28 protein-coding genes are annotated in these 26,264 nt (G+C 71.2%); 13 read left to right on the top strand and 15 right to left on the bottom strand.

Annotated elements, in window-relative coordinates:
* Nucleotides 1-7 precede the first annotated feature (7 nt).
* Nucleotides 8-811, top strand: coding sequence for an enoyl-CoA hydratase/isomerase family protein (locus PBV52_RS10110; protein ID WP_274237965.1), 804 nt, complete (start codon nucleotides 8-10; stop codon nucleotides 809-811).
* 12 nt (nucleotides 812-823) lie between these two features.
* Here PBV52_RS10110 and PBV52_RS10105 read toward each other — a convergent pair whose 3' ends face one another.
* Complete coding sequence (locus PBV52_RS10105) at nucleotides 824-1,546, bottom strand: nucleopolyhedrovirus P10 family protein (protein WP_274237964.1); 723 nt, start codon at nucleotides 1,544-1,546, stop codon at nucleotides 824-826.
* Between the two features lie 86 nt (nucleotides 1,547-1,632).
* Here PBV52_RS10105 and PBV52_RS10100 point away from each other — a divergent pair, with 86 nt between their 5' ends.
* The 5 genes from PBV52_RS10100 to amaP are packed head-to-tail and all read left to right on the top strand — an operon-like array spanning nucleotide 1,633 to nucleotide 3,994.
* Complete coding sequence (locus PBV52_RS10100) at nucleotides 1,633-2,109, top strand: Asp23/Gls24 family envelope stress response protein (protein WP_274237963.1); 477 nt, start codon at nucleotides 1,633-1,635, stop codon at nucleotides 2,107-2,109.
* Nucleotides 2,110-2,167: 58 nt separating this feature from the next.
* Nucleotides 2,168-2,353: a hypothetical protein gene (locus PBV52_RS10095; RefSeq protein ID WP_062709653.1), complete on the top strand. Its 186-nt coding sequence runs from the start codon at nucleotides 2,168-2,170 to the stop codon at nucleotides 2,351-2,353.
* Nucleotides 2,354-2,358: 5 nt separating this feature from the next.
* Nucleotides 2,359-2,733 carry a hypothetical protein gene (locus PBV52_RS10090; protein WP_274237962.1) on the top strand — a complete coding sequence of 125 codons (375 nt, stop codon included), beginning with the start codon at nucleotides 2,359-2,361 and terminating at the stop codon, nucleotides 2,731-2,733.
* The gene (locus PBV52_RS10085; protein ID WP_274237961.1) at nucleotides 2,730-3,410 is read left to right on the top strand and encodes a DUF6286 domain-containing protein; all 681 of its coding nucleotides are present in this window, start codon (nucleotides 2,730-2,732) and stop codon (nucleotides 3,408-3,410) included. Before PBV52_RS10090 ends, PBV52_RS10085 begins: the two co-directional genes overlap by 4 nt.
* Nucleotides 3,411-3,415: 5 nt before the next feature.
* On the top strand, nucleotides 3,416-3,994 hold the full coding sequence (amaP, locus tag PBV52_RS10080; RefSeq protein WP_373921841.1) for an alkaline shock response membrane anchor protein AmaP: 579 nt from the start codon (nucleotides 3,416-3,418) through the stop codon (nucleotides 3,992-3,994).
* Between the two features lie 44 nt (nucleotides 3,995-4,038).
* Here amaP and PBV52_RS10075 read toward each other — a convergent pair whose 3' ends face one another.
* From PBV52_RS10075 to PBV52_RS10055, 5 genes are read right to left on the bottom strand one after another with little or no spacing between them, the layout of a single operon-like run.
* Nucleotides 4,039-4,794 carry an SDR family oxidoreductase gene (locus PBV52_RS10075; protein ID WP_274237959.1) on the bottom strand — a complete coding sequence of 252 codons (756 nt, stop codon included), beginning with the start codon at nucleotides 4,792-4,794 and terminating at the stop codon, nucleotides 4,039-4,041.
* 5 nt (nucleotides 4,795-4,799) lie between these two features.
* Complete coding sequence (locus PBV52_RS10070; RefSeq protein WP_274237958.1) at nucleotides 4,800-6,587, bottom strand: glycoside hydrolase family 15 protein; 1,788 nt, start codon at nucleotides 6,585-6,587, stop codon at nucleotides 4,800-4,802.
* Nucleotides 6,588-6,621: 34 nt separating this feature from the next.
* Nucleotides 6,622-6,987: a hypothetical protein gene (locus tag PBV52_RS10065; protein ID WP_274237957.1), complete on the bottom strand. Its 366-nt coding sequence runs from the start codon at nucleotides 6,985-6,987 to the stop codon at nucleotides 6,622-6,624.
* Entirely contained in the window at nucleotides 6,984-7,577 is a 594-nt protein-coding gene (locus PBV52_RS10060; protein ID WP_373921840.1) for a sigma-70 family RNA polymerase sigma factor, read from the bottom strand. The genes PBV52_RS10065 and PBV52_RS10060 overlap by 4 nt, the downstream gene beginning before the upstream one ends.
* Entirely contained in the window at nucleotides 7,574-9,112 is a 1,539-nt protein-coding gene (locus PBV52_RS10055) for a sodium:solute symporter (RefSeq protein WP_274237956.1), read from the bottom strand. Before PBV52_RS10055 ends, PBV52_RS10060 begins: the two co-directional genes overlap by 4 nt.
* Before the next feature lie 248 nt (nucleotides 9,113-9,360).
* On the opposite strand from PBV52_RS10055, the gene PBV52_RS10050 reads away from it, so the two are divergent.
* Nucleotides 9,361-11,514: a carbon starvation CstA family protein gene (locus tag PBV52_RS10050; protein WP_274237955.1), complete on the top strand. Its 2,154-nt coding sequence runs from the start codon at nucleotides 9,361-9,363 to the stop codon at nucleotides 11,512-11,514.
* Nucleotides 11,515-11,661: 147 nt separating this feature from the next.
* Here PBV52_RS10050 and PBV52_RS10045 read toward each other — a convergent pair whose 3' ends face one another.
* From PBV52_RS10045 to PBV52_RS10035, 3 genes are all read right to left on the bottom strand, one after another.
* Nucleotides 11,662-12,450, bottom strand: coding sequence for an SURF1 family protein (locus PBV52_RS10045; protein WP_274237954.1), 789 nt, complete (start codon nucleotides 12,448-12,450; stop codon nucleotides 11,662-11,664).
* Between the two features lie 49 nt (nucleotides 12,451-12,499).
* Nucleotides 12,500-12,733, bottom strand: a complete 234-nt coding sequence (locus PBV52_RS10040) for a hypothetical protein (protein ID WP_079052436.1) — start codon at nucleotides 12,731-12,733, stop codon at nucleotides 12,500-12,502.
* A gap of 79 nt (nucleotides 12,734-12,812) precedes the next feature.
* The gene (locus PBV52_RS10035; protein ID WP_274237953.1) at nucleotides 12,813-13,832 is read right to left on the bottom strand and encodes a DEDDh family exonuclease; all 1,020 of its coding nucleotides are present in this window, start codon (nucleotides 13,830-13,832) and stop codon (nucleotides 12,813-12,815) included.
* A 223-nt stretch (nucleotides 13,833-14,055) separates the two neighbouring features.
* Here PBV52_RS10035 and PBV52_RS10030 point away from each other — a divergent pair, with 223 nt between their 5' ends.
* Both PBV52_RS10030 and PBV52_RS10025 read left to right on the top strand, forming a co-directional pair.
* Complete coding sequence (locus PBV52_RS10030; RefSeq protein ID WP_274237952.1) at nucleotides 14,056-14,766, top strand: VIT family protein; 711 nt, start codon at nucleotides 14,056-14,058, stop codon at nucleotides 14,764-14,766.
* 103 nt (nucleotides 14,767-14,869) lie between these two features.
* Entirely contained in the window at nucleotides 14,870-15,913 is a 1,044-nt protein-coding gene (locus PBV52_RS10025) for a zinc-dependent alcohol dehydrogenase family protein (protein ID WP_274237951.1), read from the top strand.
* Between the two features lies 1 nt (nucleotide 15,914).
* On the opposite strand, the gene PBV52_RS10020 is transcribed toward PBV52_RS10025, so the two are convergent.
* The 3 genes from PBV52_RS10020 to PBV52_RS10010 all read right to left on the bottom strand — a co-directional run bounded on the left by PBV52_RS10020 (nucleotide 15,915) and on the right by PBV52_RS10010 (nucleotide 20,029).
* A complete protein-coding gene (locus PBV52_RS10020) occupies nucleotides 15,915-16,922 on the bottom strand; it encodes a CopD family protein (RefSeq protein ID WP_274237950.1) in 1,008 nt (335 codons plus the stop codon).
* 135 nt (nucleotides 16,923-17,057) lie between these two features.
* Nucleotides 17,058-18,425 carry a CoA transferase gene (locus PBV52_RS10015; RefSeq protein WP_274237949.1) on the bottom strand — a complete coding sequence of 456 codons (1,368 nt, stop codon included), beginning with the start codon at nucleotides 18,423-18,425 and terminating at the stop codon, nucleotides 17,058-17,060.
* A 74-nt stretch (nucleotides 18,426-18,499) separates the two neighbouring features.
* Nucleotides 18,500-20,029 (bottom strand): S8 family serine peptidase, encoded by a 1,530-nt coding sequence (locus PBV52_RS10010; protein ID WP_274237948.1) that lies wholly within the window; start codon nucleotides 20,027-20,029, stop codon nucleotides 18,500-18,502.
* A 389-nt stretch (nucleotides 20,030-20,418) separates the two neighbouring features.
* Between PBV52_RS10010 and PBV52_RS10005 the strand changes: the two genes are divergently transcribed.
* The 3 genes from PBV52_RS10005 to moaA all read left to right on the top strand — a co-directional run bounded on the left by PBV52_RS10005 (nucleotide 20,419) and on the right by moaA (nucleotide 23,538).
* Nucleotides 20,419-20,775: a DUF485 domain-containing protein gene (locus PBV52_RS10005; RefSeq protein WP_128436598.1), complete on the top strand. Its 357-nt coding sequence runs from the start codon at nucleotides 20,419-20,421 to the stop codon at nucleotides 20,773-20,775.
* Nucleotides 20,772-22,400 (top strand): cation acetate symporter, encoded by a 1,629-nt coding sequence (locus PBV52_RS10000; protein WP_274237947.1) that lies wholly within the window; start codon nucleotides 20,772-20,774, stop codon nucleotides 22,398-22,400. Before PBV52_RS10005 ends, PBV52_RS10000 begins: the two co-directional genes overlap by 4 nt.
* 148 nt (nucleotides 22,401-22,548) lie before the next feature.
* Nucleotides 22,549-23,538 (top strand): GTP 3',8-cyclase MoaA, encoded by a 990-nt coding sequence (gene moaA, locus PBV52_RS09995; protein ID WP_274237946.1) that lies wholly within the window; start codon nucleotides 22,549-22,551, stop codon nucleotides 23,536-23,538.
* On the opposite strand, the gene PBV52_RS09990 is transcribed toward moaA, so the two are convergent.
* Together PBV52_RS09990 and PBV52_RS09985 are read right to left on the bottom strand one after the other, a co-directional pair.
* Complete coding sequence (locus tag PBV52_RS09990) at nucleotides 23,521-23,748, bottom strand: hypothetical protein (RefSeq protein WP_274237945.1); 228 nt, start codon at nucleotides 23,746-23,748, stop codon at nucleotides 23,521-23,523. The genes moaA and PBV52_RS09990 overlap by 18 nt on opposite strands.
* Nucleotides 23,749-23,962: 214 nt before the next feature.
* On the bottom strand, nucleotides 23,963-24,361 hold the full coding sequence (locus tag PBV52_RS09985; RefSeq protein WP_274237944.1) for a DUF3099 domain-containing protein: 399 nt from the start codon (nucleotides 24,359-24,361) through the stop codon (nucleotides 23,963-23,965).
* A 245-nt stretch (nucleotides 24,362-24,606) separates the two neighbouring features.
* Between PBV52_RS09985 and PBV52_RS09980 the strand changes: the two genes are divergently transcribed.
* Entirely contained in the window at nucleotides 24,607-24,888 is a 282-nt protein-coding gene (locus tag PBV52_RS09980; RefSeq protein ID WP_274237943.1) for a GlsB/YeaQ/YmgE family stress response membrane protein, read from the top strand.
* Between the two features lie 90 nt (nucleotides 24,889-24,978).
* Here the strand turns inward: PBV52_RS09980 and tyrS are convergent, their stop codons facing one another.
* Nucleotides 24,979-26,247, bottom strand: coding sequence for a tyrosine--tRNA ligase (tyrS, locus tag PBV52_RS09975; protein ID WP_274237942.1), 1,269 nt, complete (start codon nucleotides 26,245-26,247; stop codon nucleotides 24,979-24,981).
* Nucleotides 26,248-26,264: the final 17 nt, after the last annotated feature.

Below are 26,264 nucleotides of genomic sequence, written 5' to 3'. Positions count from 1 at the left end.
GCACCCCATGGCTTCGTCCGACCAGGAACTCGCTCCCCTGCTCGACAAGAACGGCGTACAGCTCACCGTGGACGGCGCGATCGCCACGGTGACGCTGAACAACCCGGCCAAGCGCAATGCGCAGAGCCCCGCCATGTGGCGGACGCTCGCCGAGGCCGGGCAGTTGCTGCCGGGCAGCGTGCGTGTCGTCGTGCTGCGCGGTGAGGGCAAGTCCTTCTCCGCCGGGCTCGACCGGCAGATGTTCACGCCCGAGGGGATCGAGGGCGAGCCTTCGTTCATCGAGCTCGCGCGCAGCAGCGACGCCCAACTGGACGCTGCCATCGCCGAGTTCCAGGAGGGCTTCACCTGGTGGCGGCGCAACGACCTCGTGTCGATCGCCGCCGTACAGGGTCATGCCATCGGGGCGGGCTTCCAGCTCGCGCTCGCCTGTGACGTGCGCGTCGTCGCCGACGACGTGCAGTTCGCCATGCGTGAGACCAGCCTCGGGCTGGTGCCGGACCTGACGGGTACGCATCCGCTGGTCGGGCTGGTCGGATACGGCCGTGCGCTGGAGATCTGTGCCACGGGGCGCTTCGTGCTGGCCGAGGAGGCCGTGAGCAGCGGGCTGGCCAACCTCGCGGTGCCCGCCGAGCAGCTCGACGACGCCGTACGGGATCTGGCGGGGGCGATCGTCGCCGCGCCGCGGGATGCCGTGATCGAGACCAAGGCGCTGATTCGTGGTGCCGTGGACCGGACGTACGACGAGCAGCGCGGCGCCGAGCGCGCAGCGCAGGCGCGGCGGTTGCGGGACCTGGCCGGCCTCGGCGAATGAGCCATGCGCTGATCAGCCGACGGCCGTGATCAGCACCGCGACCGTCGGGCGATCGGCCAGCGCCTCTCCTACCCACTCGCGGACCTCCCGGGCCACCTCCACGGACCGGCGGTCCGCGCTCACCGCGATCTCCACGCGCACGTGACGGCGCGGCAGGGCGGCCTCGTCCTGCCGTTCCTCGATGTGCACGGCACGGCCCAACCCGCCCAGAGCGCCTGTCAGCTCGGTCACGCCCGGTACCGCCAGGGCCGCGGCGGCGACGCGCTTCTCGTCGGGGCTCCCGGGCTCGGCGGCCCGCGTCGGCTCGGGCTGCCGTACGGGAGCGGGTTCCGCGTCCTCGTCGAGCAGGGCCGTCACCCGTAGGTCGACCTCGGTCACCGTCAGGCCAAGACCTTCCGTGGCCGCTGTGGCCAGCAGGCCACGCAGCCGATCCGCCGTCGTGGGCAGCGCCTCGGCCGCCGTCGCCGCGAAGTCCGCCGTCACCCGAAGGGGCCCCGGCGGCAATGCGCTCGGCGGCGGCGGTACGGCTGCCTCGTCGGCGTCGTCCGGGTCGACGAGCGCGATCCGGAGCGCGTCCAGCCGTACCCCGCGCATGTCCTCGGCCGCGCGCCGCAGCACCGCCTCGGCCGCTCCCTCGGTGATCCACGCGCCGTCGTGCGGGCCGCCCAGGGGCAGGAGCCTGCCGAGGCCGAGCTGTCGTTTCACTGCCTGCGTCCACCGGTCCGCCGTCGTCATTCCTCCAGCGTGCCGCATCCCTGGCGCGCGATGGCGTAACCGTGATTAACGTGGTCAAGAGAGACAACCGAAAAGGACGTACGGCCATGACTGAGACGACGGAGCAGAGCCGGGGGACGGAGGGCGAGGCCCTCAGCACACGAAAGACCCAGGCGTCCAGGCGCGGGGGCGACCCCGGCGCCCGGGGGCGGACGACCATCGCGGACGGCGTCGTGGAGAAGATCGCCGGGATGGCCGCACGCGATGTGGACGGCGTGCACGCCATGGGCAGCGGACTGTCGCGGACCTTCGGGGCCGTGCGCGACCGGGTGCCCGGCGGCGGGACGAAGTCGGTGGCACGGGGCGTGAAGGTCGAGGTCGGCGAGGTGCAGGCCGCGCTCGACCTGGAGATCGTCGTCGAGTACGGCGTGTCGATCACCGACGTGGCCCGGGACGTGCGCGAGAACGTGATCACCGCCGTCGAGCGAATGACCGGCCTCGAAGTCGTCGAGGTCAACATCGCGGTGAGTGATGTGAAGCTTCCGGAGGAAGAGGAAGAGGAACCGGAGCGCCGGATCCAGTGAGGCGCCGGCGACCGACAACTCAGCGGCGGGGCGCTGTTGAGGAACTGAGGAGCGCACCATGAGCATGGCCGTGGTCGGCATGATCGCCGGCATGGCATTGGGCTTCGCCGGATACTTCGGCGGATTCGGCGCCTTCCTGCTGGTGGCGGCCCTGGGCGCCGTCGGTTTCGTCGTCGGGCGGTTCCTGGAAGGGGAGTACGAGCTCGGTGACTTCTTCCGGCGTCGTGACGAACGGCGGCGGTGAGACCGGTGAGCACGGGTGCCGGTGAGCCCGGCACACCCCCTCCCGTCGTCCCACCGCGCGAGCGCGGGGCGACCCGGATCGCCGACCGGGTCGTCGTGAAGATCGCCTCGCAGGCCGCACGCGAGGCGGTGGGGACGCCGGCCAAGGCCGCCGCCCGGCCGTACGCCGACGTCGTCCTCGCCCACGACACCGCCCGCGTCCGCGTCCACCTCGAACTCGACTACCCCACCGACATCGGTGCCCGATGCGCGGCCGTGCGTCGGCATGTCGTGGAACGGGTAGGCGCGTTGGTGGGCATGGAGGTGCCGGAGGTCGCCGTGCACGTGGAGCGGCTGCACCCGGCGCCCGGGCAGGGCGCGGCACGCGGGAGGACGCGATGAGCGAGTCCCAGGGCTCCGAGGGCACCACACAACGACTGCCGGTCATCGAGAAGGAGACCGGACCCGACCCGCTCGACCAGTCGGCTTCGGCGGCGGCCTACGAGCCGCCGCCCCCGGTCGACGACAAGGGCGGCGGCGAGCGCCGCTTCTGGTCCGCACGCCGGATCCCGGCCGCGATCACAGCGCTCCTGCTCTTCCTCGTCGCCGGCATCTTCCTGTACGACATCGCAGCCGTGCGCGCCGACCGGCCGGCCATGCGCTGGCGCCGGGAACTCGCCCACCAGCTCGCCGAACGCCCCCTCGACGACATCTGGGTGCTGGTCGGCGCGGGCGTCGCCGCGGTCCTCGGGCTGTGGCTGCTGGTCCTGGCCGTCACGCCCGGCCTGCGCTCGGTCCTGCCGATGCGGCGCACCCACGCCGACGTCCGCGCCGGACTCCACCGCGACCTGGCCGCCCTCGTCCTGCGCGACCGGGCCATGGAGGTCTCCGGCGTCCAGTCCGTACGGGTACGGATGCGCCGGGCCAAGGCCGATGTCCGCGCGGTTTCGCACTTCCGCGAACTGGACGACGTACGCGCCGACCTGGACGCCGCGCTGGCCGACGCGATCAGGGGCCTGGGGCTGGCCAGGCCGCCCTCGCTGTCGGTGCATGTACGGCGGCTCGGACGGAAGGGGTGAGGGCCGTGCTCAGGGTGGTCAACCGGGTGCTGATCGGGCTCGTCGGGCTGGTGCTGCTCGTGGTCGGCGGCTCCGTACTGGCCGTGGGACTCGGGCTGGAACCCCCGTCCTGGTGGATCCACGACAGCCGGCACGACGTACTGCTCAGCGACGCCGAGCGGACGCGCTGGCGGGACGACGGCTGGTGGTGGCCGACCGTGATCGCCGTGCTGGCCGTCCTGGTCCTGCTCGCCCTGTGGTGGCTGGTCTCGGTCCTGCGCCGGCACCGCCTCGCCGAGGTCCTGGTCGACACCGGCGACGGCGAAGGCGCCCTGCTGCGGGGACGGGCCCTGGAGGGCGTACTGGCAGGCGAGGCGGCGGGGTTGGAGGGCGTCCAACGCGCCCACGTCCACCTGACGGGCAGGCGCAGCACCCCCGAGACCCGGGTGCGCCTCCTGCTGGAACCGCACGTGGACCCGGGCACCGCCCTGAACGACCTCACCGCACAGGCCCTGACCCACGCCCGCACTTCAGCGGGCCTCGCGGCCTTGCCGACAGAGGTCCGCTTGAAGGGCGTCAAACACCGTGCGGAAAGGGTCAGTTAGCACCCGGGCTGCTGAGGAACCCGGGCTGCCGAGAACCTGTGCTGCTAGAACCCGTGCCGCATCCCGCCGTCCACCGGCAACATGATCCCCGTCAGATAGGACGCGGCCGGGGACAACAGGAACGCCGCCGCACGCCCGAACTCCTCCGGCGCCCCGTACCGCCGCAACGGAATCCGCGACTCGTTGGCAGCCCGAGTGGCCTCGGGATCCGCCGACATGCCGTCCAGCTCGCGCACGCGATCCGTGTCGATCCGAGACGGCAGCAACCCCACGACCCGAATGCCCCGCGGCCCCAATTCGTCCGCGAGGGACTTGGCGAACCCGGCCAGCCCGGGCCGCAGCCCATTCGAAATGGTCAGCCCCGGAATCGGCTCATGCACCGAGCCCGACAGCACGAACCCGATGACCCCGCCCGCGTCCAGCTCCGCCGCTGCCGCCCGCGCCAGCCGAACCGCCCCCAGAAACACCGACTCGAACGCGGCCTGCCACTGCTCGTCCGTGTTGTCGGAGACAAACCCGGCCGGCGGGCCACCGACACTCACGAGGATGCCGTCAAAGGCCCCGAACGTATCCCGCGCGGCAGTGATCAACCGTGCTGCCGCCTCCGGATCGGCGTTGTCGACGGCCAGCCCGAGGGCGTTCGGCCCCAGCTCGGCCGCAGCGGCGGCGACCCGCTCCTCGTCCCTGCCGGTCAGGACGACCTTCGCCCCGTCGGCCACGAGCTCACGCGCCGCCGCGTTGCCCAGTCCACGGGTGGCCCCCGTGACGACGTACACCCGGTCCTTCAGTCCAAGATCCATGGTTCCTATCCTGCCCCGTCGCCCCCGAACAGGGCGAGGGCGGTGTTCACCAGGCCGATGTGGCTGAAGGCCTGCGGGAAGTTGCCGAGCTGGCGGTCGGTCACCGGGTCGTACTCCTCGGACAGCAGGCCCACGTCGTTGGCGAGCCCCACCAGCCGGTCGAACAACTCGCGTGCCTCCTGCGTACGACCCGTCATGTGCAGGGCCTGCGCGAGCCAGAACGAGCAGGCCAGGAACGTGCCCTCGCTGCCCGGCAGCCCGTCGACGGTGGTCCCGTCGGTGCTGTAGCGGCGTAGGAAGCCGTGATGGCTGAGCTCGGCGCGGATCGCGTCGATGGTGCCGGTGACACGCGGGTCGTCCGGCGGCAGGAAGCCCACGCGCGGGATGAGCAGCAGCGCGGCGTCGAGTTCGCGGGAGCCGTAGGACTGCGTGAAGGTGTTCCGCTCGGCGTCGTAGCCCTTCTCGCACACCTCGCGGTGCACCTCGTCCCGCAGCTCGCGCCAGCCGTCGAGGTCGCCCTTCAGCTTCGGGTTCTTCTCCAGGGTGCGCACGGCCCGGTCAGCGGCCACCCACACCATCACCTTCGAGTGCACGAAGTGGCGGCGGCCGCCGCGCACCTCCCACAGCCCCTCGTCCGGCTGCCGCCACTCCGTGCGCAGCCAGTCGACGAGGGCGGCCTGGATCGCCCACATGTGCGGCTTGGTGGGCAGTCCGGCGTCCCGGGCCAGTGCCAGCGAGTCCATGACCTCGCCGTACACGTCCAACTGCAGCTGTTCCACGGCCTGGTTGCCGACGCGTACGGGGGTGGAGCCGGCGAAGCCGGACAGCCACGGCACCTCGAACTCGGGCAGCCGCCGCTCGCCCGCCAGGCCGTACATGATCTGCAGGTCGGCCGGGTCGCCGGCGACCGCGCGCAGCAGCCAGTCGCGCCAGGCCTCGGCTTCCCCCCGATAGCCCGCCGACAGGCCCACGTTGAGGGTGAGGGTGGAGTCGCGCAGCCAGCAGTAGCGGTAGTCCCAGTTGCGCACGCCCCCCATCTCCTCGGGGAGCGAGGTGGTGGGGGCGGCGACGATGCCGCCGGTCGGCCGGTAGGTGAGGGCCTTGAGGGTGATCAGGGAGCGGACGACGGCGTCGCGGTACGGGCCGTCGTAGCGGCAGTGCCCCACCCACTTCCGCCAGTCCCGGACGCTTGCGTGCAACGCCTTGTACGGGTCGACGAGCGGCGGGCGAGGCTCGTGCGAGGGGTGCCAGGTGAGGACGAACGCGACCTTCTGGCCCTTGTCGACCGTGAACTCCGCGTGCGTGCCGAAGTCCTTGCCCCAGGTGTGCACGTGGGGTTCGCTGCGCAGCCAGACCGAGTCGGGGCCGGCGACGGCCACCCGGTGCCCGTCGGACTTGCGCACCCAGGGGACGATCGAGCCGTAGTCGAAGCGGATCCGCAGGGTGCTGCGCACGGTGACGCGGCCTTCGAGGCCCTCCACGATGCGCACGAGGTCGGGGGCGCGGTCGCGTTGGGGCATCAGGTCGGTGACGCGGATCGCGCCCTCGTCGGTCTCCCACTCGGTGTCGAGCACCAGGGTGTCGCGGCGGTAGGCGCGGCGGGTGCAGGGGCCCTTCACGTGTGCGGGGGCGATGCGCCAGTGGCCGTTGTCGCTGTCGCCGAGGAGTCTGGCGAAGCAGGCTCCCGAGTCGAAGCGGGGCAGACAGAGCCAGTCGACGGAGCCGTCCCTGCCGATCAGAGCGGCCGTCTGCTCGTCGCCGATGAGGGCGTAGTCCTCGATGCGCGGGTGCACGCGATTGCGGGTTCCCCAAGGGCCGGTGGGCCAATCAGGGGTGAGGCCGGGGGAGTGACCCGCCCGTCGGGACCTCGGTGAGTGGTACGCCCGCCGGTGACCAGGTGACTGATGCGCCCGCCGGGGACCCCGTGCCGGAGAAGATCACGCCGGGATCCGCGGGGGCCTGGTTGAGGACCCACAGTCCGATCAGCGTGGCCAGCGCGAACACGACCGCGACGAGGACGGTGAGGACGAGCCGGCGCCGGCGTTCCCGGCGCAGCCACTCGCCGCGCGCCGTGCGGTAGGCGTCGGGCGCGGCCTGCACCCCGCCCGCGAGCGCGGAGAGCGCCTCGCGCAGCTCCCGCTCCGTGCGGTCCGCACTGGTGCCACGCGACGGAGTCGCGTCTCGATGCGTCATCGCCGGGCCTCCATCGCCTGGGTCAGGGCGGCGAGGCCGCGCGCCGTATGGGTCTTGACGGATCCGCAGGAGATCCCCATCGCCGCGGCGATCTCACCCTCCTTCAGCCCGAGCCAGTGCCGCAGCACCAGCGCCTCACGCTGCCGGGCCGGCAACTGCTGGAGCGCGTCGATCAGCACGCGCTGGTCGTCACGGAGGAGCGCGGCGCTCTCGGCGGAGGCGACGAGCTCGTCCGTAGGCTTCTCGACGTGTTTGCGGGCCACTTGGAGGTGCCGTATCCGCATCCGCGTCAGATTGCACACGGTGGAGCGCAGATACGCCTCCGCCGCCTCGGTGTCCCTCAGCCGCCGCCACTTCCGGTAGATCTGGTAGTAGGCCTCCGCGACCACGTTCTCCGGATCGTCGGCCCCGAGCAGGACGGCGAGGCGCAGCATCGAGGAGTAGTGCAGCTCGAACAGGCGGGCCAGGCCGGCCTCGCGCTCCAGGTCCGCCGGGTCGCTCACCGCGGGGGTGAGGGGCACGGCCGGTACGGGGGTGCCGCCGAGCGGCGGAGCCGCATGTCGACGCAGCGCGTCTCGGTGCTGTCTCACGGGTTGTTCGCTCCCGTCTCGGGGCGCCGCCTGACGCTCAGGCGTGACGGCAGATCGGTGAGGTCGGCGCCGCGCGGGACGCCGAGACGTTCGAGTACCGCGGTCCCGGCCACGGCGACGGTCAGGTTGAGGAGCAGGGCGGCGAGCCCGGCGTAGATCTCCGGCCCGGACCCGAGCGGCACGATCGACGAGAACCCTTCCCGTACGACCATGTAGGTCCCCGCCACCATGCCCACGCCCCACCCGGCGAGCAGCGCCCGCGGATGCAGCCGCCCGGTGAACAGCCCCACCGCGACGGCCGGGAAGATCTGCAGGATCCAGACCCCGCCGAGGAGCTGGAGGTTGATGGCGTCCTGGTCGCGCAGCCCGAACACGAACGCCACCGCGCCCACCTTCGCGGTGAGCGACACGGCCTTGGCGATGCGCACCTGCCGCTTGGGCGTGGCCGTCGGATGGACGTACTCGACGTACACATTGCGTACGAAGCTGGTGGCGGCCGCGATCGACATCACCGCCGCCGGGACCAGCGCCCCGACGGTGATCGCGCCGAACACCAGCCCGGCCAGCGGGCCCGGCATCAGCCGGTCGACCAGCATCGGTACGGCGGCCTCGGCGCCGCCCGCCGGGGCGCGGACGCCCGTCGCCAGGGCCGCGATGCCGAGGAAGCCGAAGAGGGCGAGCAGTCCGGTCCAGGCGGGCAGGGCCACGGCGACCTTGCGCAGCGTCTGCGGGCCGTCGGCGGCGAAACCGGCGGTGAGCACGTGCGGGTACATCAGCAGGGCGAGCGCGGAGCCGAGGGCGAGGGTGGCGTAGGCGGGCTGCTGCTCGGGGGTGAGGAGCAGCGCCGGGCCGCCGATGCGTTCGGCCGCACCGTCGAAGACGGCCCCCGGGCCGCCCAGCCGGTCGAGGACCAGCCAGGTCACCGCGGTCAGCGAGACGAAGACGGCCACGGCCTTGAGCGCGGAGATGACGGTGGGGGCGCGCAGCCCGTGCCGGTAGGTGGCGACGGCCAGCCCCGCGAACAGGGCCACCATCACCAGATCACCGGCCGCACCGCGCGGATACACGCCCCCGGCCGTCAGCACCGCCCGTATGCCGAGCAGTTGCAGCGCGAGATACGGCATCGTCGCGAGGATCCCGGTCAGCGCGACCACCAGGGCCAGCGGCGGCGAGCCGTACCGGCCGCGCACGAAGTCGGCCGCGGTGACGTAGCCGTGCCGGCGGGCCACCGACCACAGGCGGCTCAGCAGCACGAAGGCGAGCGGGCAGACGATCACCGTGTACGGCACCGCGAAGAAGGCGGGCGCGCCGTTGCCGTACGCCAGGCCCGGTACGGCGGCGAAGGTGTACGCGGTGAAGATCGTGCCGCCGAGCAGCAGCCAGGTCCACACCGGGCCGAGGCTGCGGTCGGCCAGCGCCCAGCCCTCCAGGGAGGGCAGCCGGTCGCTCGGGTGCAGGCGCCGCGCGGTCACGGCGAGCAGCGACGCCCCGCCGATCACGGCGAGGAACGTCGCGGTCATGGCGCCATCGGCCATGGGTCACCGTCCTTGGTGTGCCTGTGCCCTCGGGCGAGAGTTGCGCGAGCGGCCCGAACGGAGGACAGGGAACCGGCGGGAAATTTCCTGGACATTCGCTGTCAACCGGTCCGAGGGGGTGGGCAACTCTTGCACAGACCGACAGCGATCGGGAGGGAGCTTCTGTCCCGAGCTCCTGTCCCGAGCTCCTGTCCCAGCCGCCTGTTGATCTGCTGAGTCACATCTGACTCGTCTTTCAAGGAGCCGCCATGCCCGCATCAGCCCTGCCCGAAAACGGCCGTCAGGCGCCGGAAAAATCACGCATGTCACCTAGGTCGATCCTGCTCTGGAGCACCGTCTCCCTCCTTGGCGCGATCGCCTGGGGCGTCCTCGCGCTGGCCCGGGGTGAGGAGATCTCCGCGGTCTGGCTGGTGATCGCCGCGCTCGGCTCGTACGCCATCGCCTACCGCTTCTACTCCCGCTTCGTCGCCCGCCGCGTACTGAAGCCGGACGACCGCCGGGCGACCCCCGCCGAGCGCCTGGAGGACGGCGTCGACTTCCAGCCCACCGACCGCCGGGTGCTCCTCGGCCACCACTTCGCCGCCATCGCGGGCGCCGGGCCGCTGGTCGGTCCCGTGCTCGCGGCCCAGATGGGCTATCTGCCCGGCACGCTCTGGATCGTCGCCGGGGTGATCTTCGCCGGGGCGGTGCAGGACATGGTCGTGCTGTTCCTGTCCATGCGGCGGGACGGCAAGTCGCTGGGGCAGATGGCCCGCGAGGAGATCGGCCGGGTGGGCGGCGCGGCCGCGCTGATCGCGGTCTTCGCCATCATGATCATCCTGCTGGGGGTGCTGGCCCTGGTCGTGGTCAACGCCCTCGCCCACTCGCCGTGGGGCACCTTCTCGGTGGCCATGACCATCCCCATCGCCCTGTTCATGGGTTTCTGGCTGCACCGCATCCGCCCGGGCCGGGTCGTCGAGACCAGCCTCATCGGCGTGGCGCTGCTGCTGCTCGCGATCGTCGGCGGCAGCTGGATCCAGGAGTCCTCGCTGGCCGGCGCCTTCACCCTCAGCCCGACCACCCTCGTCCTGTGCCTCGTCGGCTACGGCTTCGTCGCCTCCGTACTCCCGGTGTGGATGCTGCTCGCCCCGCGCGACTACCTCTCCACCTTCATGAAGATCGGCACCATCGCCCTGCTCGCGGTGGGTGTCGTGGTCGCCGCCCCCGTGCTGCGCGCCGACGCGGTGAGCGACTTCGCCTCGAACGGCGCGGGCCCGGTCTTCGCCGGATCCCTCTTCCCCTTCCTGTTCATCACCATCGCGTGCGGCGCGCTCTCCGGCTTCCACGCGCTGGTCGCCTCGGGGACGACTCCGAAGCTGATCCAGAAGGAGTCCCAGGTCCGGCTGATCGGATACGGCGCGATGCTGATGGAGTCGTTCGTCGCGATCATGGCGCTGATCGCGGCGGCGACCCTGGAGCCGGGCCTGTACTACGCGATGAACGCCCCCGCAGGGCTTCTCGGTACGACGGCCGAGTCGGCGTCCCAGGCCGTGGCGGGCCTCGGCTTCACCGTCACCCCCGACCAGCTGACCCAGGCGGCCAAGGCCGTCGAGGAGCAGACGCTGATCGCTCGCTCCGGTGGCGCCCCGACCCTGGCGGTCGGCATGTCGGAGATCTTCTCCGGCGTCTTCGGCGGCACCGCGATGAAGGCATTCTGGTACCACTTCGCGATCATGTTCGAGGCGCTGTTCATCCTGACCACGGTCGACGCCGGCACCCGCGTCGGGCGCTTCATGCTCCAGGACATGCTCGGCAATGTCTGGAAGCCGATCGGCCGGGTCAACTGGAAGCCGGGCATCTGGCTGTGCAGCGGCCTCGTCGTGGCGGCCTGGGGCTACTTCCTCTACACCGGCGCCACCGACCCGCTCGGCGGAATCAACCAGCTCTTCCCGCTCTTCGGCATCGCCAACCAGCTCCTGGCGGCCGTGGCGCTGACCGTCTGCACCACGGTCCTGATCAAGTCCGGCCGGCTGCGCTGGGCCTGGGTCACCGGCGTCCCGCTCGCCTGGGTGGTCGCGATCACGTTCACCGCGGGCTGGCAGAAGATCTTCTCCGACGACCCCAAGATCGGCTTCTTCGCCCAGCGCGCCAAGTACGCCGACGGCATCGACGACGGTCAGGTCCTGCCGCCCGCCAAGACCCTCGACGACATGCACACCGTGGTCACCAACTCCACGGTCGACGGCGCTTTGATCGCGCTGTTCCTGCTGCTGGTCGCGGTCGTGATCGTCAACGCGGCGGTGGTGTGCGTCCGGTCGATACGCCGCCCCGGCTCACTGCCGACCACCGAGGCAGCGTACGTCGAGTCCCGCATCGACGTGCCCGAGCAGGCGGGCGAGCCGCTGGTGGGGGTGCGGTCGTGAGGGCGGTGCGCTGGGCGCGGGCGGTGCGGTGGTACGTACGGGAACTGACGGAGGTGCTGAGCCTGCTGCACCGGGAGGAGCACCGGCAGGGGCGTTGCTGCTGAGTTCCGGGCCGGTGGCCTGGCAGCCGGCCTCCCAGCGCCGGTACTACACGGCCACCGGCTCCGCCTCCGCCGGCTTCTCCTGGCTCGCCGCCCGGTCACGGGCCTCGCGGCGGGCCAGGATCACCCACCCGACGGGAACACCCGCGGCGAACAGCCACCACTGAAGGGCGTACGCATAGTTCAGCGGGGCGTTCTCCTCGCCCGGCTTCCCGATCAGCTCCGGCGTGTCACCCTTCGGCTCGGGCGCCGTCTGCACCACGTACCCGCCGAGCACCCGCGCATCGAGGCGCCGCGCCTCCTGCTCGCTGCTGATCAGCATGACCTGCCGGTCGGGAAGTCCCTTGAGGTCCTTGATCCCGCTCGCCTCGGTCGTCTCGTCGGGCATCAGCCGCCCGGTGACGGTGACACGCCCGCTCGGCGGCGCCGGGATCTTGGGGAACGCCGTCTGGCTGGGCCCGTCCGCGGGGATCCAGCCGCGGTTGACCATCAGCACCTTGCCGTCCGTCAGGACGAAGGGGGTGAGCACATGGAAGCCGACCTCTTCGTCGGCGTTGACGCGCCGCCTGACGACGACTTCCCGGTCGGTGTCGAAGCGGCCCGCGGCGGTCACGGTGCGGTACCGCTCCTTGGTGGTGACCGTGTGCCCCGGGGAGGTCAGCTTCTCCACGGGCACCGGCTTCGCGCCCAGGGCGTCGGCGACCAGCTGGTTCCGGGCGGAGCGCTCCTCGTAACGGTGCATCTGCCAGATGCCCAGCCTGATCATCGTGGGGATGAGGACGAGGGCGACCAGCGTGAGGATCACCCACTGCCGGGACAACAGGAAGCGGTACACCCCACGACCGTACAACTCGGTCGTGGGGTGCTTTCAGGCGGGTACCGGGTCACACCTTGTCGATGATCCCCACCTTTCCCTCCTCGCGGGCGCAGTGGGCACCGCAGTACCAGTGGCCCTCGACCTCGACGCCCTGCCCGATGATCTGGACGCGGCAGTGCTCGCAGACCGGGGCCATGCGGTGGATCGCACAGGAGAAGCAGTCGAAGACGTGCACCGCGCCCTGCGCGTGCACCTCGAAGGTCATGCCGTAGTCGTTTCCGCATACTTCACATGTCGCCATGCGCCACAGGGTGAGCCGTCACCGCGGCCCGGGCGAGAGGACTCCGGGCGAGTCGCGCGGCAATCACCCGTCCGTACGGTCACTGCTCCGACGCCGGTTCCACGTCCCGCAGGAGTTGCCCGAACGCCGCCTCGTCGATCACCGGCGTCCCGTACTGGCGGGCCTTGACCACCTTCGACGTGTTCGCGTCCGGGTCGTTGGTGACGAGCAGGCTGGTCAGCCGGGACAGGCTCGTCGACACATGCAGCCCGGCCTCGATCGCGCGGTCCTCCAGCAGGTCGCGCTCGATCGACGTGTCGCCGGAGAAGGCGACCCGCATGCCTTGTTTGAGCCGTTTGCCCTCTTCGTAGCGCCCCGGGTTGGGGTAGGGGCAGGCAGGCCTCTTGCGGGACGGCCGCCAACTGGTCGGCCGGTAGCCGCTGGAGCCGCCGTAGCTGCTGGAGCCGCCGTAGCCGCCCGCCTGCTGTCCGACCCGGGGCGTGGCGGTGTCCCGCCACTCGGTCAGCGGCCGGCACTCCTGCAGCGGCAGCCGCACGCTGCCCGCCGCCGCGGCCCGCAGGCTCGGCCGGAACGCCTCCGCCAGCACGCGCGCGTCGTCCAGCGCGTGGTGCGCGCGCTGCTGTACGACGCCGAAGTGGGCGGCGAGCGACTCCAGCTTGTGGTTGGGCAGGGGCAGGGCCAGCTCCTTGGACAGCGCGATGGTGCACAGGCGCTGACGTACCGGGGCCTCGCGCTCCGCGCGCGCGTACTCGCGCGCGATCATCTGCCAGTCGAAGACGGCGTTGTGTGCGACGAGCACCCGGCCGTCGAGCCGGGTCGAGAACTCCTCGGCGATGTCCTGGAAAAGGGGCGCCGTGTCGAGCATCTCGCTCGTCAGACCGTGGATCCAGACCGGGCCCGGGTCCCGCTCCGGGTTGACCAGGGTGTACCAGTGGTCCTCGACCTCGCCGCGCGCGTCCAGCCGGTAGACGGCCGCGGAGATTATCCGGTCGTCCCGGGCCAGGCCCGTGGTCTCCACGTCAACGACCGCGTATCCCTGGGGATACGCGGCCGGCCACGCTGTGGGGGAGGACGCCGCGGTCGTAAGGTCTTCGAGCATGGTCACTGAGGATACGGGCCGGGACTGACACTCCTGGCCGTCAGGTGCCGTGCTCCGCCCACCCGTTCGAGCGCCGCGAACGTCAGCACGTCAACGGGTCGGCCCGTACCCGGTGTTGTCGTACCCCCGTGAGCCCGATACCCCGATACCTGAACGTGATCCCGATACCTGACGGGGAGCGTCGGTACATCCCTGATGACCGCGGTGGTGCAATCCTCCGCATGTGACCGAACCGACGCATGACGAGGCCCACGGCGGCGCGCTGGGCGAGCGGCTGAACTGGCTGCGGGCGGCCGTTCTCGGGGCGAACGACGGCATCGTGTCGACCGCGGGACTCGTCGTCGGCGTGGCCGGCGCGACGGACGACCGCTCCGCCCTGCTCACGGCCGGGCTGGCCGGGCTGCTCGCCGGGTCGATGTCGATGGCGGCGGGGGAGTACGTCTCGGTGTCCACCCAGCGCGACTCGGAGAAGGCCGCGTTGGCCCTGGAGAAGCGGGAGTTGCGGGAGCGGCCGGAGGCGGAACTGGAGGAGCTGGCGGAACTGCTCCGGCGACGCGGGCTGTCCCGGGACGTGGCCATGGAGGCGGCCGTCCAGCTGACGGAACGGGACGCACTGAAGGCACACGCGCGCGTGGAGCTCGGCATCGACCCGGACGAGCTGACCAACCCGTGGCACGCGGCGTGGGCGAGCTTCCTGGCGTTCACGGCCGGGGCGCTGCTGCCGCTGCTCGCGATGGTGCTGCCACCGGCGGACCGGCGCCTGGCGGTCACCGTCGCCTCGGTACTGGCCGCCCTCGCCCTGACCGGCTGGAGCAGCGCCCGCCTGGGCGCCGCCGCCCCGCCCCGCGCGGTACTGCGCACTGTGGCGGGCGGCGCGCTGGCCATGGGCGTCACCTACGCGGCCGGGGCGCTGCTGGGGGCGTCGGGGGTGTAGCCCACGGTTTCCGCGCGCGCCGGGAGCCGACGGCGACGTACGGTGAGGTGCGCTCGACCACCCGCCGTGCGCAGGTACCCCGGACACGAGAAGGACCCTCGTCATGCGCGCCACCACCATTCACGCCCCGTTCGACATGCGTGTGGAGGACGTGCCCGATCCCGTGGTGCAGCAGCCCACCGACGCCGTGGTCCGGGTGCTGCGCGCCTGCATCTGCGGCAGCGACCTGTGGGCATACCGGGGGGAGTCGGCACGGCAGCCCGGCCAGCGCATCGGCCACGAGTTCCTCGGAGTCGTCGAGGAGACCGGCTCCGAGGTGACCGGTGTCGAGCGGGGTGACCTCGTCGTCGCGCCCTTCATGTGGTCCGACGGCGTCTGCGACTACTGCCGCGAGGGCCTCAACACCTCCTGCGAGCACGGCGGCTTCTGGGGCACCGTCGGCTCCGACGGCGGCCAGGGCGAGGCCGTGCGCGTCCCCTACGCCGACGGCACCCTCGTCCGGCTCCCCAAGGACGCCGCCTCCGACGACCACCTGCTCTCCGCCCTGCTGACCCTGTCCGACGTCATGGGCACCGGCCACCACGCCGCCCTCGGCGCCGGAGCCCGCCCGGGCGCCACGGTCGCCGTGGTGGGTGACGGCGCCGTAGGACTGTGCGCGGTGCTCGCCGCCAAGCGACTCGGTGCCGAGCGGATCATCGCGCTGGGCCGTCACCAGGTCCGCACGGACATCGCACGCCGCTTCGGCGCCACCGAGGTCGTCGCCGAGCGCGGGGACGCGGCCGTCGAGGCCGTACGCGAACTCACCCGCGGTCAGGGCGCACACGCCGTCGTCGAGGCCGTCGGCACCGAGCAGTCCATGCGTACGGCGGTCAACATCACCCGGGACGGCGGCGCCATCGGCTTCGTCGGTGTGCCGCACGGCAGCGGCACCGGCCTCGACCTCGGCGTCATGTTCGACCGCAACATCGCGCTCCGCGGCGGCGTCGCGCCGGTCCGCGCCTACATCCCGCACCTGCTGCCCGATGTCCTCGACGGCACGATCGACCCGTCGCCCGTCTTCGACCTGACGGTCGGACTGGAGGAGGTCCCCGCCGGCTACAAGGCGATGGACGAGCGCACGGCGCTCAAGGTGCAGGTCACCCTCTGAGTCACCAGCGGATCGGCACCGGCAGCGCCGTCAGCAGTCCCGACAGGGCCACCACCAGGCCGAGGGCGACGACCTCCGCCCGTGCGGGCGAGCAGGCCGTCAGCGGGTCGGCCGCCCGGTGCAGCTTGATCCGTGCCCACAGGGCGAGTGCGGCCACGGCCGCCACCAGGATCACCTTGGCCAGCAGGGCACGCCCGTACGCCGTCTCGGTCAGCTGCTCCAGGATCGTGTCCGACGGCATCCGGCGCAGCGAGCTCCACACCCCCGTCGCCGTGATGGCGGCGAGCAGTACGGCCGCCACGCGCGCGTAGAGCCCCAGCAGGGCCGCGCCCGCCTCCGCGCCGCCCCAGCCGCGCAGGGTCCGCAGCGCGTGCAGCAGCCCGCCGGCCCAGAGCGACGCGCAGGCCAGGTGCACCAGCGTCAGCCCGGAGCCGAGCAGCGGGCTGTGCTCGGTCGTGGGGTGGGCGCGCAGGGCCTCGGCGACCACGACGGCGGCCAGTGGCCAGACCTGGGTGGCGGGCCGGCGCGAGAGGGCGCACAGCCCGGCCACGGCGAAGGCGTTGACCTCCAGCAGCGCGAGCTTGCCGTCGCGCGACGCGTAGAGGCCGCCGACGTCGAGGTCGGAAGGGCTGTGCGGCACGAGGTTGCCCGTGGAGACCACCGAAGCGAGGCCGAGGGCGGCGACGAAACCGGCGCCGGCCGCGTACGGCGCCCAACTGCGGGGCGTGTGCGGGGGAGCGCCCGGCACATTTCGGGCCAGCCGGTTCACGAACAGCTCGCCCAGCGGGACGCACAGCGCCGCGATCAGCACCGTACGCAGCAGCGCGATCCCACCGGCGCCGGGCGCGGCGGCCTCACCGGTACCGTCCAGCGTGGCCGACGGCCCGAGCAGTGGGATCAACGCCGCCAGTGCCACCAGGACGAGAACGGCGACGGCTCGGCCCACGCCGGGGCGCGGTCTGGGCGCGCTCCCGTCGGACACGCCAAGGGAAGGTCTCGTCAACGTCACCTCATGATCTTCACAAAGCATCACAGAGTCGGGCAAGTGCCGGAAAACAAGTGGTGGTACGGCATTCCGCCCCTGGGTACGTTTCCGGCGACCCCGGCGCTCAGTCCCACCGCGCGGAATCCAGCCCCCGGCCGCTCAGGCCCAACGCGCCGGATCCGCACCCCAAACCCCTGGCGGCCGCGCCCAGTCGACCGGACCGCCCGCGAACGACACCGGCGACAGGGCGTACCGCAGCCGTCCGAGCGCGCTGTCCCTCTCGGTGAGCCAGGCATCGGGCCCGTCGTACGCCAGGCTCCCCGCCGGGCCCGGCTCGATCCGGTGCGTCAGCCATGCCGCCGTGCGCGCCAGTGACAGCCGTACGCACCGGCCGTACCCCTGCTCCGCCCGCTCGGTCAACGCCCGCAGTACGGCCGCCGCCAGCAGATACCCCGTCCCGTGGTCGAGGGCCTGCGCGGGCAGCGCGCCGGGCCGCTCGGCCGATCCCTCGATCGCGGCGATTCCGGTGGCGGCCTGCACGAGGCTGTCGAACCCGCGCCGCCCGCCCCACGGCCCATGCGACCCCCATGCCGACAACTGCGCCACGACCAGCCCGGGCCGTCGCTCGGCCAGTTCCTGAGCCGACAGCCCGAAGCGGTCCAGGGTGCCGGGCCGGTACCCGGTGACGACGACGTCCGCCGCCGCGAGCAGGTCCTCGAAGGCGCGCCGGTCGGCCACCAGGTCCAGCGTCGCCGAGCGCTTCCCGAAGCCCGTGTCGGCGTGCTGGTCGGCCAGTTCGGGCAGGTGGGGCGCGTCCACGCGCAGGACGTCCGCGCCGAGCAGCGCGAGCGTGCGCGTGGCGACGGGGCCGGCGATGACCCGCGTCAGATCCAGTACGCGCACTCCGGCGGCGGGCAGCAGGGGCGCACCGTCGAGCGGCGGGAGCGCACGCGCGCGTGCCGTGTTCAGCCGTTCGCGCTCGACGAGCGGGCGGCGGGCCACCGCGGCCGCCTGCTCGTGCACCGCCCACTCCTCGGGCGAACGCAGCGCCACGGCCAGCCCCCCGGCCGCGTACACGGACTCCTCCACCTCGCGCGAGGACCGCTCGGCGAGCGCCGCCCCCAAGGCGTCCGGATCCTCCTGCGTCATCCCCAGCGCGGTCAGCAGCCGGGCCCGGTGATGCGGATAGTTGGCATGCGTGCGCACCCAACCGTCCGCCGTTCGCCAGAACCGCGACAGCGGCGCGAAGGTGACCGGCGCGCGCCCGTCGACCAGCAGATGCCGCTCACTCACGAACGCCGTGGCGATCGCGCCGTCGTCCAGCCGCACCCCGGGCACCTCGGCGAGCCCGGCCCGCCGCGCCCCCAGCTCGGCCGCGGCCAACGCGCACGCACCCACACAGGCGCGTGCCAACTCCCGTACGGGGAGGCGCGCAGGGAGCGCGCCCTCCCGCAGTACGGTCGACACCCGCGGAAGAAGGGCGGGGTCGCCGCCCACCGCGGACCAGGCGTACTTGATTCCAGTCATGACTGCACTATGCAGTGTTGAGTCAATCAATACATTGACCGGAGTGCCGCCCGCCGTACATCCGGCCTACCCGATCAATCAACCGCATCCAGTGCGTTGACGATGCCGACCCCGTAGAACCCGTTGAACCGCTTGCCGCCCTCGCACACCGCGTCCTGCGTGCCGTCGCCGTTCTGGTCGTAGGACTCCGGGCAGCCCGGGTTGTCCGCCTGGACCTTCAGCAGCGCCTTCAGCTGGGCCGGAGTCGCGTACGGGTACCGGGACTTCAGCAGCGCGGCGACGCCCGCGGCATGCGGGGAGGCCATCGACGTGCCCTGCAGGAAGCCGTACTTGCCGCCCGGGACGGTGGACAGGATGCGACCGTTCTTCGACGGCGTGTCCGGGATCTGGTAGAGCCGGTCGCCGCCCGGCGCCGCGATGTCGATGACGCCGTAACCGTACGAGGAGTAGTACGACTTGAGGTTCTGTACGCCCGTGGCGCTGACCGTGACGACGCCCGGCAGCTGCGTCGGTACGTCGAAGCACTCGTGCGGGTCGACCGTGCGCTTGACCGCGGTCGAGTCGTCGGGGCTGCTCTCGTCGACGATCGCGTCGGAGTCCAGGTCGTGGTTGGAGTTGCCGGCCGACGCGAAGTTGAGGGTGCCCTTGTTCTGGGCGTACAGCTGGGCCCTGTTGACCGCATCGACGATGGCCCGCTGGTCGGGGTCGTCCATGCAGTTGTACAGCCATGGATCAACGTAGTAGCTGTTGTTCGTGATCTCGACGCCGTGGTCGGCGGCGAACACGAAGGCGCACACGACGCTCTCGGGGTAGTAGAGACCGTTGACCGGATCGCTCACCTTGATCCCGGAGACCTTGACGCCGGGGGCGACGCCGGCGATGCCGATGCCGTTGCGGGGCGCGGCTATCTCGCCCGCCACATGCGTGCCGTGCGCGTCGGCGCTCGTGTACGGCCGCCAGGCGCCCTCACTGGTGTCCGCCTTGCCGCCGGCGCAGTTCGCCGACTGGGCGGCGGAGAAGTTCGGCGCGAGGTCGGGGTGGGTGTCGTCGACGCCGTTGTCGATCACGGCGACGGTCACCCTGCCGCTGCCCGGGTTGATCTTCGCGGCCCGGTCGGCGCCGATCGCTCGCAGGTTCCACTGGTCGGCCTCGAGGGGCTCGCTGTCGGCCGCCGCCGCGGCCGCGCTCGACGTCCTTGCGGCCTGTCCCTCCGTCATGAGCTGAATGGGGCCCTCGTCCGTCGCCCCGGCGGCGGTCAGGGGCGTCGTACGCGTCGCACCCGCCGACTGGACCCCGCGCACCGTGCGTATCGCCTTGGCGAAGTCGGGGTTCGCCGAGTGGACGACGATCACGCCGATCCGCTCGTACGTGATCACCACCGTCCCGTCGGCCGCGGCGATCGCCTTCTTCACTGCCTCGATCGTGCCGCGGTCAGGCCTGGTGTTGACGACATACGCCAGCGAGGACGCGTCCGTGGCCCGCACGGTGGGCTCCGCGGGCGGTGCCGCAGCGGCCCCTGTCGGCAGGAAGCCGAGCGAGGCGGTCAGTGACAGAACGAGGGGTACGGCGAGGCCGAGTCGGCGTCTGGACCGCAGATGAGCCATGGGTTCTCCACATCATCCGGAACGAGACCGCCCGAGACGCGGGTGGGCGCTCGGGCAGGTACATGACGAGTGGTGCAGAGGTGAAGCTATCCCCGAACTTACTGGCCAGCAATCTGACCCGGGGCGACTTCGGAAAGACGGCCGGGGAGTTGAACCGGTCCTCGTGTGGCGCCGTGACGTTGAACAGGAGGCGCGAGCACGAGCGAGCCCCCTGTCGGATCACGTGCCGGAGCCCTAACATCGCCACCCGGCTCAAGTGATCCATGTCACTGCGAGGAACAGAGCCGTCCATGTCCGTACCCGAACCGTCCCCGACTCCCGATCCGCCCCCCACCCCCGATCCGTCCCCGTCCACTGTCGCAACAGCGCCCGCAACGCGAGGAGACTCCGTGGCCACCGACGCACCGCCCCCCTCGAAAGAGACACACAAACTCCCCTCCACCGAGGAGTTCACCGAGGTGCAGGAGAGCGCGGAGTTCGGTGAACTGCGCCGCTCCTACCGCTCCTTCGCCTTTCCGCTGACCGTCGCCTTCATCGCCTGGTACCTGCTGTACGTCCTGCTCTCCAACTACGCGGGCGACTTCATGGGCACCAAGCTGTTCGGCAATATCAACGTCGCGTTCGTCTTCGGTATCGCCCAGTTCCTCACCACGTTCCTCATTGCCTGGTGGTACTCGCGCCACGCCGGCGCCAAGCTCGACCCCAAGGCTGAGGCCATCAAGACTCGTATGGAGGGCGGCGCATGAGCCCCGCGATGACCCATGTGCAGCTCGCCGCCAACGAGGCCAGCGAGCACCGGCCACTGATCATCACCCTGTTCGCGTGCTTCGTGGTCGCGACCCTGTTCATCACCGTCTGGGCGGGCCGCCAGACCAAGGACGCCGCCGACTTCTACGCGGGCGGCCGGTCGTTCAGCGCCTTCCAGAACGGCCTCGCCGTCTCCGGCGACTACATGTCCGCCGCGTCCTTCCTCGGCATCGCGGGCGCCATCGCCCTGTTCGGATACGACGGCTTCCTGTACTCCATCGGATTCCTGGTCGCCTGGCTGGTCGCCCTGCTCCTGGTGGCCGAGCCGCTTCGGAACTCCGGCCGCTACACGATGGGTGACGTCCTCGCGTACCGCATGCGCCAGCGCCCGGTGCGTACGGCGGCCGGCACCTCCACGATCGTCGTGTCGATCTTCTACCTGCTGGCCCAGATGGCCGGCGCGGGCGTCCTGGTCTCGCTGCTGCTCGGCATCACCACCGACGCCGGCAAGATCCTCATCGTCGCCCTGGTCGGCGTCCTGATGATCGTGTACGTCTCCATCGGCGGCATGAAGGGCACGACCTGGGTCCAGATGGTCAAGGCTGTGCTGCTCATCGGCGGCACCATCCTGATCACCTTCCTGGTGCTGCTGAAGTTCAACTTCAACATCTCCGACCTGCTCGGCAAGGCCGCCGAGAACAGCGGCAAGGGCGCCGCCTTCCTGGAGCCGGGCCTCCAGTACGGCGCCACCGGCACCTCGAAGCTCGACTTCATCTCCCTCGGCATCGCCCTGGTCCTCGGCACCGCCGGTCTGCCGCACATCCTGATCCGCTTCTACACGGTGCCCAACGCCAAGGCCGCCCGGAAGTCCGTGAACTGGGCGATCGGCATCATCGGCGGCTTCTACCTGATGACCATCGCCCTCGGCTTCGGCGCCGCCGCGCTGATCTCGCCGGAGGAGATCATCGCCTCCAACCCGGCCGGCAACACGGCGGCACCCCTGCTCGCCCTGCACATCGGCGGCGTCGACTCGGCCTGGGGCGCGATCCTGCTCGCCACCATCTCGGCGGTGGCCTTCGCGACGATCCTCGCCGTGGTCGCCGGCCTGACCCTGGCCTCGTCCTCGTCGTTCGCCCACGACATCTACGCGAACGTCATCAGGAAGGGCGAGGCCACCGAGAAGGAGGAGGTCCGGGCGGCTCGCCTGGCCACCATCGGCATCGGCGCCGTCTCCATCCTCCTCGGCGCCCTCGCCCGCGACCTGAACGTCGCCGGCCTGGTCGCCCTGGCCTTCGCGGTCGCCGCCTCCGCCAACCTGCCGACGATCCTCTACAGCCTGTTCTGGAAGCGGTTCACCACCCAGGGCGCGCTGTGGTCGATCTACGGCGGCCTGATCGTCGCCGTCGGCCTGGTGCTGTTCTCGCCGGTCGTGTCCGGCGACCCGAAGGCGATGTTCCCGGACGTCGACTTCGCCTGGTTCCCGCTGAAGAACCCGGGCATCATCTCCATCCCGTTCGGCTTCTTCATGGGCTGGCTCGGCACGGTCCTGTCCAAGGAAGAGCCCGACGCCGGCAAGTACGCGGAGCTGGAGGTCCGGTCCCTGACCGGCACCGGCGCCCACTGAGCCTGCCCCCTGAAGCGGCCGCGTCGTAGATCCCTACGACGCGGCCGCGTCGTACGTCGTGGGATCGGGTCGGTGTCGCTGTCAGTGCGGTCACGTAGGCTCGCAGGTGACAGAAATTGAATCTGGTCGTGACGAGGGAGGGGGCCCAGTGCTCATCGACACCTACGGCCGTGTGGCCACCGACCTGAGGGTCTCGCTGACGGACCGCTGCAATCTGCGGTGCACGTACTGCATGCCCGAGGAGGGGCTGCAGTGGCTCGCCAAGCCCGACCTGCTCACGGACGACGAGATCGTCCGCCTGATCGACATCGCGGTCACCTCCCTCGGTATCGAGGAGGTCCGCTTCACCGGTGGTGAGCCCCTGCTGCGTCCCGGACTGGTCGGGATAGTGGAGCGGGTCGCGGCCCTGTCGCCCCGCCCGCAGATGTCCTTGACGACGAACGGCATCGGTCTCAAGCGCACCGCGGCCGCCCTGAAGGCGGCGGGTCTGGACCGGGTCAACGTCTCCCTGGACACCCTGCGCCCGGACGTTTTCAAGACCTTGACCCGCCGCGACCGCCACAAGGACGTCATCGAAGGCCTGCACGCTGCCCGCGACGCCGGCCTGACTCCGGTCAAGGTCAACTCGGTCCTGATGCCGGGCCTGAACGACGACGAGGCCCCGGACCTGCTGGCCTGGGCCGTGGAGCACGACTACGAACTGCGCTTCATCGAGCAGATGCCCCTGGACGCCCAGCACGGCTGGAAGCGCGACGGCATGATCACCGCCGGGGACATCCTGACCTCCCTGCGCACCCGCTTCGAGCTGACCGAGGAGGGTGCGGAGAAGCGCGGCTCGGCCCCGGCGGAGCGCTGGCTGGTCGACGGCGGCCCGCACGTGGTCGGCGTGATCGCCTCCGTCACCCGCCCGTTCTGCTCGGCCTGCGACCGCACCCGCCTGACGGCCGACGGCCAGGTCCGCACCTGCCTGTTCGCCCAGGAGGAGACGGACCTGCGCGCGGCCCTGCGCTCGGGTGCCCCGGACGAGGAGATCGCCCGTATCTGGCGGTTGGCGATGTGGGGCAAGAAGGCGGGCGCGGGCCTGGACGATCCGAGCTTCATTCAGCCGGACCGTCCGATGTCAGCCATCGGTGGCTGAAGGGGCCTCTTCCCACTCCTTCAGCAGGACCACGTCCTTCAAAAACCCCCGCACCCCGAGGAACTGCGACAAATGCTCGCGGTGCTCCTCGCAAGCGAGCCACGTCTTGCGCCGCTCCGGCGTATGAATCTTCGGGTTGTTCCACGCCAGCACCCACACGGCATCGGCGCGGCACCCCTTGGCAGAACAGATCGGCGTCTCGTCACTCACAGGCTCGTCTCACAAGTTCGCGCACAAAAAGGCGACGCCGAGCAGCCACGGGGGGAGCTGCCCGGCGTCGGTCCGTCGCTCCGACGGGGGATGCGGAGCGCCTACGAAGTATGTCACGGGTAACCCGTCGCCCGGCACCTGAACAACACTATTGATCTGAGCTTTTCCTGAGCTTGGCGCGGACTCGACTTCCGGAGGGAAGCGGTCCGCAAGGTCACGCCTCGGGGTGCGGTTTCCTTTGTGCGCCCGGCGCGGAGTCCCCCGCGACATCTTCCGGGACCGATTCCGCGAAACCGTCATTCGTCCGCGGCGGCGTGATCATCGGCCGCATCGGCGCGGCCACGAACGTCGAGGGCAGTGACGGCGCATTCTCTCGCCCCGCGTTGGCGATCACGACCGCGATGTACGGCAGGATCGCCCCGAGCACCAACGCCACGATCGCGACGTGCCGTTCGACGTTCCACAGCGTGGCCGCGAGGATCACCGACACCGTACGGACCGACATCGAGATGATGTACCGGCGCTGCCGCGCACGCACGTCGTCATGGAGGCCCGCCCGGGCCCCGGTGATCCGGAACACCTCGGTGTTGCCGCCCGCGTGCAGCTTCCGCATCACATTCCACCATCCGCCCGCATCGGACTCTCCCCCTGCCCGTACCCGTCCGCCCCCGGTCGGGGACCCGGGCCAGGACACCTCCCACGGTACGCCCCGGCTCCGCCGTCTACGAGACCGGGGCCTCTGCCACCTGGGCGAACGCCCTCAGCTGTAACGCGTACGGCCGTACCCGGCATGCGACGTACCACGTCCGGACCAACACTGGGCGTAATGCTCACCCCGAGCCGTACGAGGAGGCAGCCATGGGCTGGTTGTGGGCGATCATCGTGGGATTCGTGCTCGGCCTGATCGCGAAGTTGCTCATCCCGGGCAAGCAGCACAGCCCCCTCTGGCTGACCACCATCTTCGGCATCCTCGGTGCTGTCGTCGGCAACTCCATCGCCCGCGCGTTCGGCGTCGATTCGACCCGCGGCATCGACTGGAGCCGGCACGTCTTCCAGATCGTCGCCGCGGTGATCATCGTGTACGTGGGCGACATGCTGTACATGGCGACGCTGGGCAAGCGTAAGCAGCAGACGCGCTGAGACCGGACACGACGAACCGGACACGACCGAAGGGACGGCCCCCCGTCGGGGAAGCCGCCCCTTCGCCGTGCGTGCGTCGCCGTGCCTCCGTCAGGCGCCCGTGACCTCGACCGCCGCCAGGTTCTTCTTCCCGCGCCGCAGCACCAGCCACCGCCCGTGCAGCAGGTCCTCCTTCGCGGGCACCGCGTCCTCGCCGGCGACCTTGACGTTGTTCACGTAGGCCCCGCCCTCCTTCACGGTGCGCCGCGCCGCGGACTTGCTGGCGACCAGGCCGACCTCGGCGAAGAGGTCGACGACCTGGCCGAGCTGCTCGACCCGGATGTGCGGCACCTCGGAGAGGGCCGCCGCCAGTGTCCGGTCGTCCAGTTCCGTCAGCTCGCCCTGGCCGAACAGGGCCTTGGACGCGGCGATCACGGCGGCCGTCTGGTCGGCGCCGTGCACCAGCGTCGTCAGCTCCTCGGCCAGCGCACGCTGCGCCGCACGGGCCTGCGGACGCTCCTCGGTCTGCTGCTCCAGCTCCTCCAGTTCCGCACGGGACTTGAAGGACAGGATGCGCATGTAGGTCGAGATGTCCCGGTCATCCGCGTTCAGCCAGAACTGGTAGAACGCGTACGGCGTCGTCATCTCCGGGTCGAGCCAGATGGCGCCGCCCTCGGTCTTGCCGAACTTGGTGCCGTCCGCCTTGGTCATCAGCGGGGTCGCCAGAGCGTGCACGCTCGCGTGCGGCTCCAGCCTGTGGATCAGGTCCAGACCCGCGGTGAGGTTGCCCCACTGGTCGCTGCCGCCCTGCTGGAGCGTGCAGCCGTGCCGCCGGTACAGCTCCAGGAAGTCCATGCCCTGGAGCAGCTGGTAGCTGAACTCGGTGTAGCTGATGCCCTCTTCGGACTGCAGACGGCGGGCGACCGAGTCCTTGGTCAGCATCTTGTTGACGCGGAAGTGCTTGCCGATGTCCCGCAGGAACTCGATGGCCGACATGCCGGCCGTCCAGTCCAGGTTGTTCACCATCGTCGCGGCGTTGTCGCCCTCGAAGGACAGGAACGGCTCGATCTGCCCGCGCAGGCGGTTCACCCAGTTCGCGACCGTCTCCGGGTCGTTCAGCGTGCGCTCGGCCGTCGGGCGCGGGTCGCCGATCTGGCCCGTCGCGCCGCCCACCAGCGCCAGCGGGCGCAGGCCCGCCTGCTGGAGGCGGCGCATGGTGAGGACCTGGACCAGGTGGCCGACGTGCAGGCTGGCCGCGGTCGGGTCGAAACCGCAATAGAACGTGACGGGACCGTCCGCGAGCGCCTTGCGCAATGCGTCCTCGTCAGTGGACAGGGCGATCACGCCGCGCCACTTCAGCTCGTCGACGATGTCCGTCACGGTTCTCGTGTCTCCTT

The organism is Streptomyces sp. T12 (assembly GCF_028736035.1).
Classification (GTDB): Bacteria; Actinomycetota; Actinomycetes; order Streptomycetales; family Streptomycetaceae; genus Streptomyces.
The sequence above is the reverse complement of the archived record's forward strand: the minus strand, read 5'-3'. Positions and strand labels throughout refer to the sequence as shown.

What these genes read in the sequence shown, in the direction of transcription:
- PBV52_RS09985 (WP_274237944.1), bottom strand. Translation starts at nt 24,361, where the DNA reads ATGCGGAAGCTGCACGCGGGCGGCAACACCGAGGTGTTCCGGATCACC.
- PBV52_RS10000 (WP_274237947.1), top strand. Translation starts at nt 20,772, where the DNA reads ATGAGCCCCGCGATGACCCATGTGCAGCTCGCCGCCAACGAGGCCAGC.
- PBV52_RS10015 (WP_274237949.1), bottom strand. Translation starts at nt 18,425, where the DNA reads ATGACTGGAATCAAGTACGCCTGGTCCGCGGTGGGCGGCGACCCCGCC.
- PBV52_RS10035 (WP_274237953.1), bottom strand. Translation starts at nt 13,832, where the DNA reads ATGCTCGAAGACCTTACGACCGCGGCGTCCTCCCCCACAGCGTGGCCG.
- PBV52_RS10100 (WP_274237963.1), top strand. Translation starts at nt 1,633, where the DNA reads ATGACTGAGACGACGGAGCAGAGCCGGGGGACGGAGGGCGAGGCCCTC.
- PBV52_RS10055 (WP_274237956.1), bottom strand. Translation starts at nt 9,112, where the DNA reads ATGGCCGATGGCGCCATGACCGCGACGTTCCTCGCCGTGATCGGCGGG.
- PBV52_RS10050 (WP_274237955.1), top strand. Translation starts at nt 9,361, where the DNA reads ATGCCCGCATCAGCCCTGCCCGAAAACGGCCGTCAGGCGCCGGAAAAA.
- PBV52_RS10110 (WP_274237965.1), top strand. Translation starts at nt 8, where the DNA reads ATGGCTTCGTCCGACCAGGAACTCGCTCCCCTGCTCGACAAGAACGGC.
- PBV52_RS10025 (WP_274237951.1), top strand. Translation starts at nt 14,870, where the DNA reads ATGCGCGCCACCACCATTCACGCCCCGTTCGACATGCGTGTGGAGGAC.
- PBV52_RS10040 (WP_079052436.1), bottom strand. Translation starts at nt 12,733, where the DNA reads ATGGCGACATGTGAAGTATGCGGAAACGACTACGGCATGACCTTCGAG.
- PBV52_RS10065 (WP_274237957.1), bottom strand. Translation starts at nt 6,987, where the DNA reads ATGACGCATCGAGACGCGACTCCGTCGCGTGGCACCAGTGCGGACCGC.
- PBV52_RS10095 (WP_062709653.1), top strand. Translation starts at nt 2,168, where the DNA reads ATGAGCATGGCCGTGGTCGGCATGATCGCCGGCATGGCATTGGGCTTC.
- PBV52_RS10085 (WP_274237961.1), top strand. Translation starts at nt 2,730, where the DNA reads ATGAGCGAGTCCCAGGGCTCCGAGGGCACCACACAACGACTGCCGGTC.
- PBV52_RS10105 (WP_274237964.1), bottom strand. Translation starts at nt 1,546, where the DNA reads ATGACGACGGCGGACCGGTGGACGCAGGCAGTGAAACGACAGCTCGGC.
- PBV52_RS10010 (WP_274237948.1), bottom strand. Translation starts at nt 20,029, where the DNA reads ATGGCTCATCTGCGGTCCAGACGCCGACTCGGCCTCGCCGTACCCCTC.
- PBV52_RS09980 (WP_274237943.1), top strand. Translation starts at nt 24,607, where the DNA reads ATGGGCTGGTTGTGGGCGATCATCGTGGGATTCGTGCTCGGCCTGATC.
- PBV52_RS10075 (WP_274237959.1), bottom strand. Translation starts at nt 4,794, where the DNA reads ATGGATCTTGGACTGAAGGACCGGGTGTACGTCGTCACGGGGGCCACC.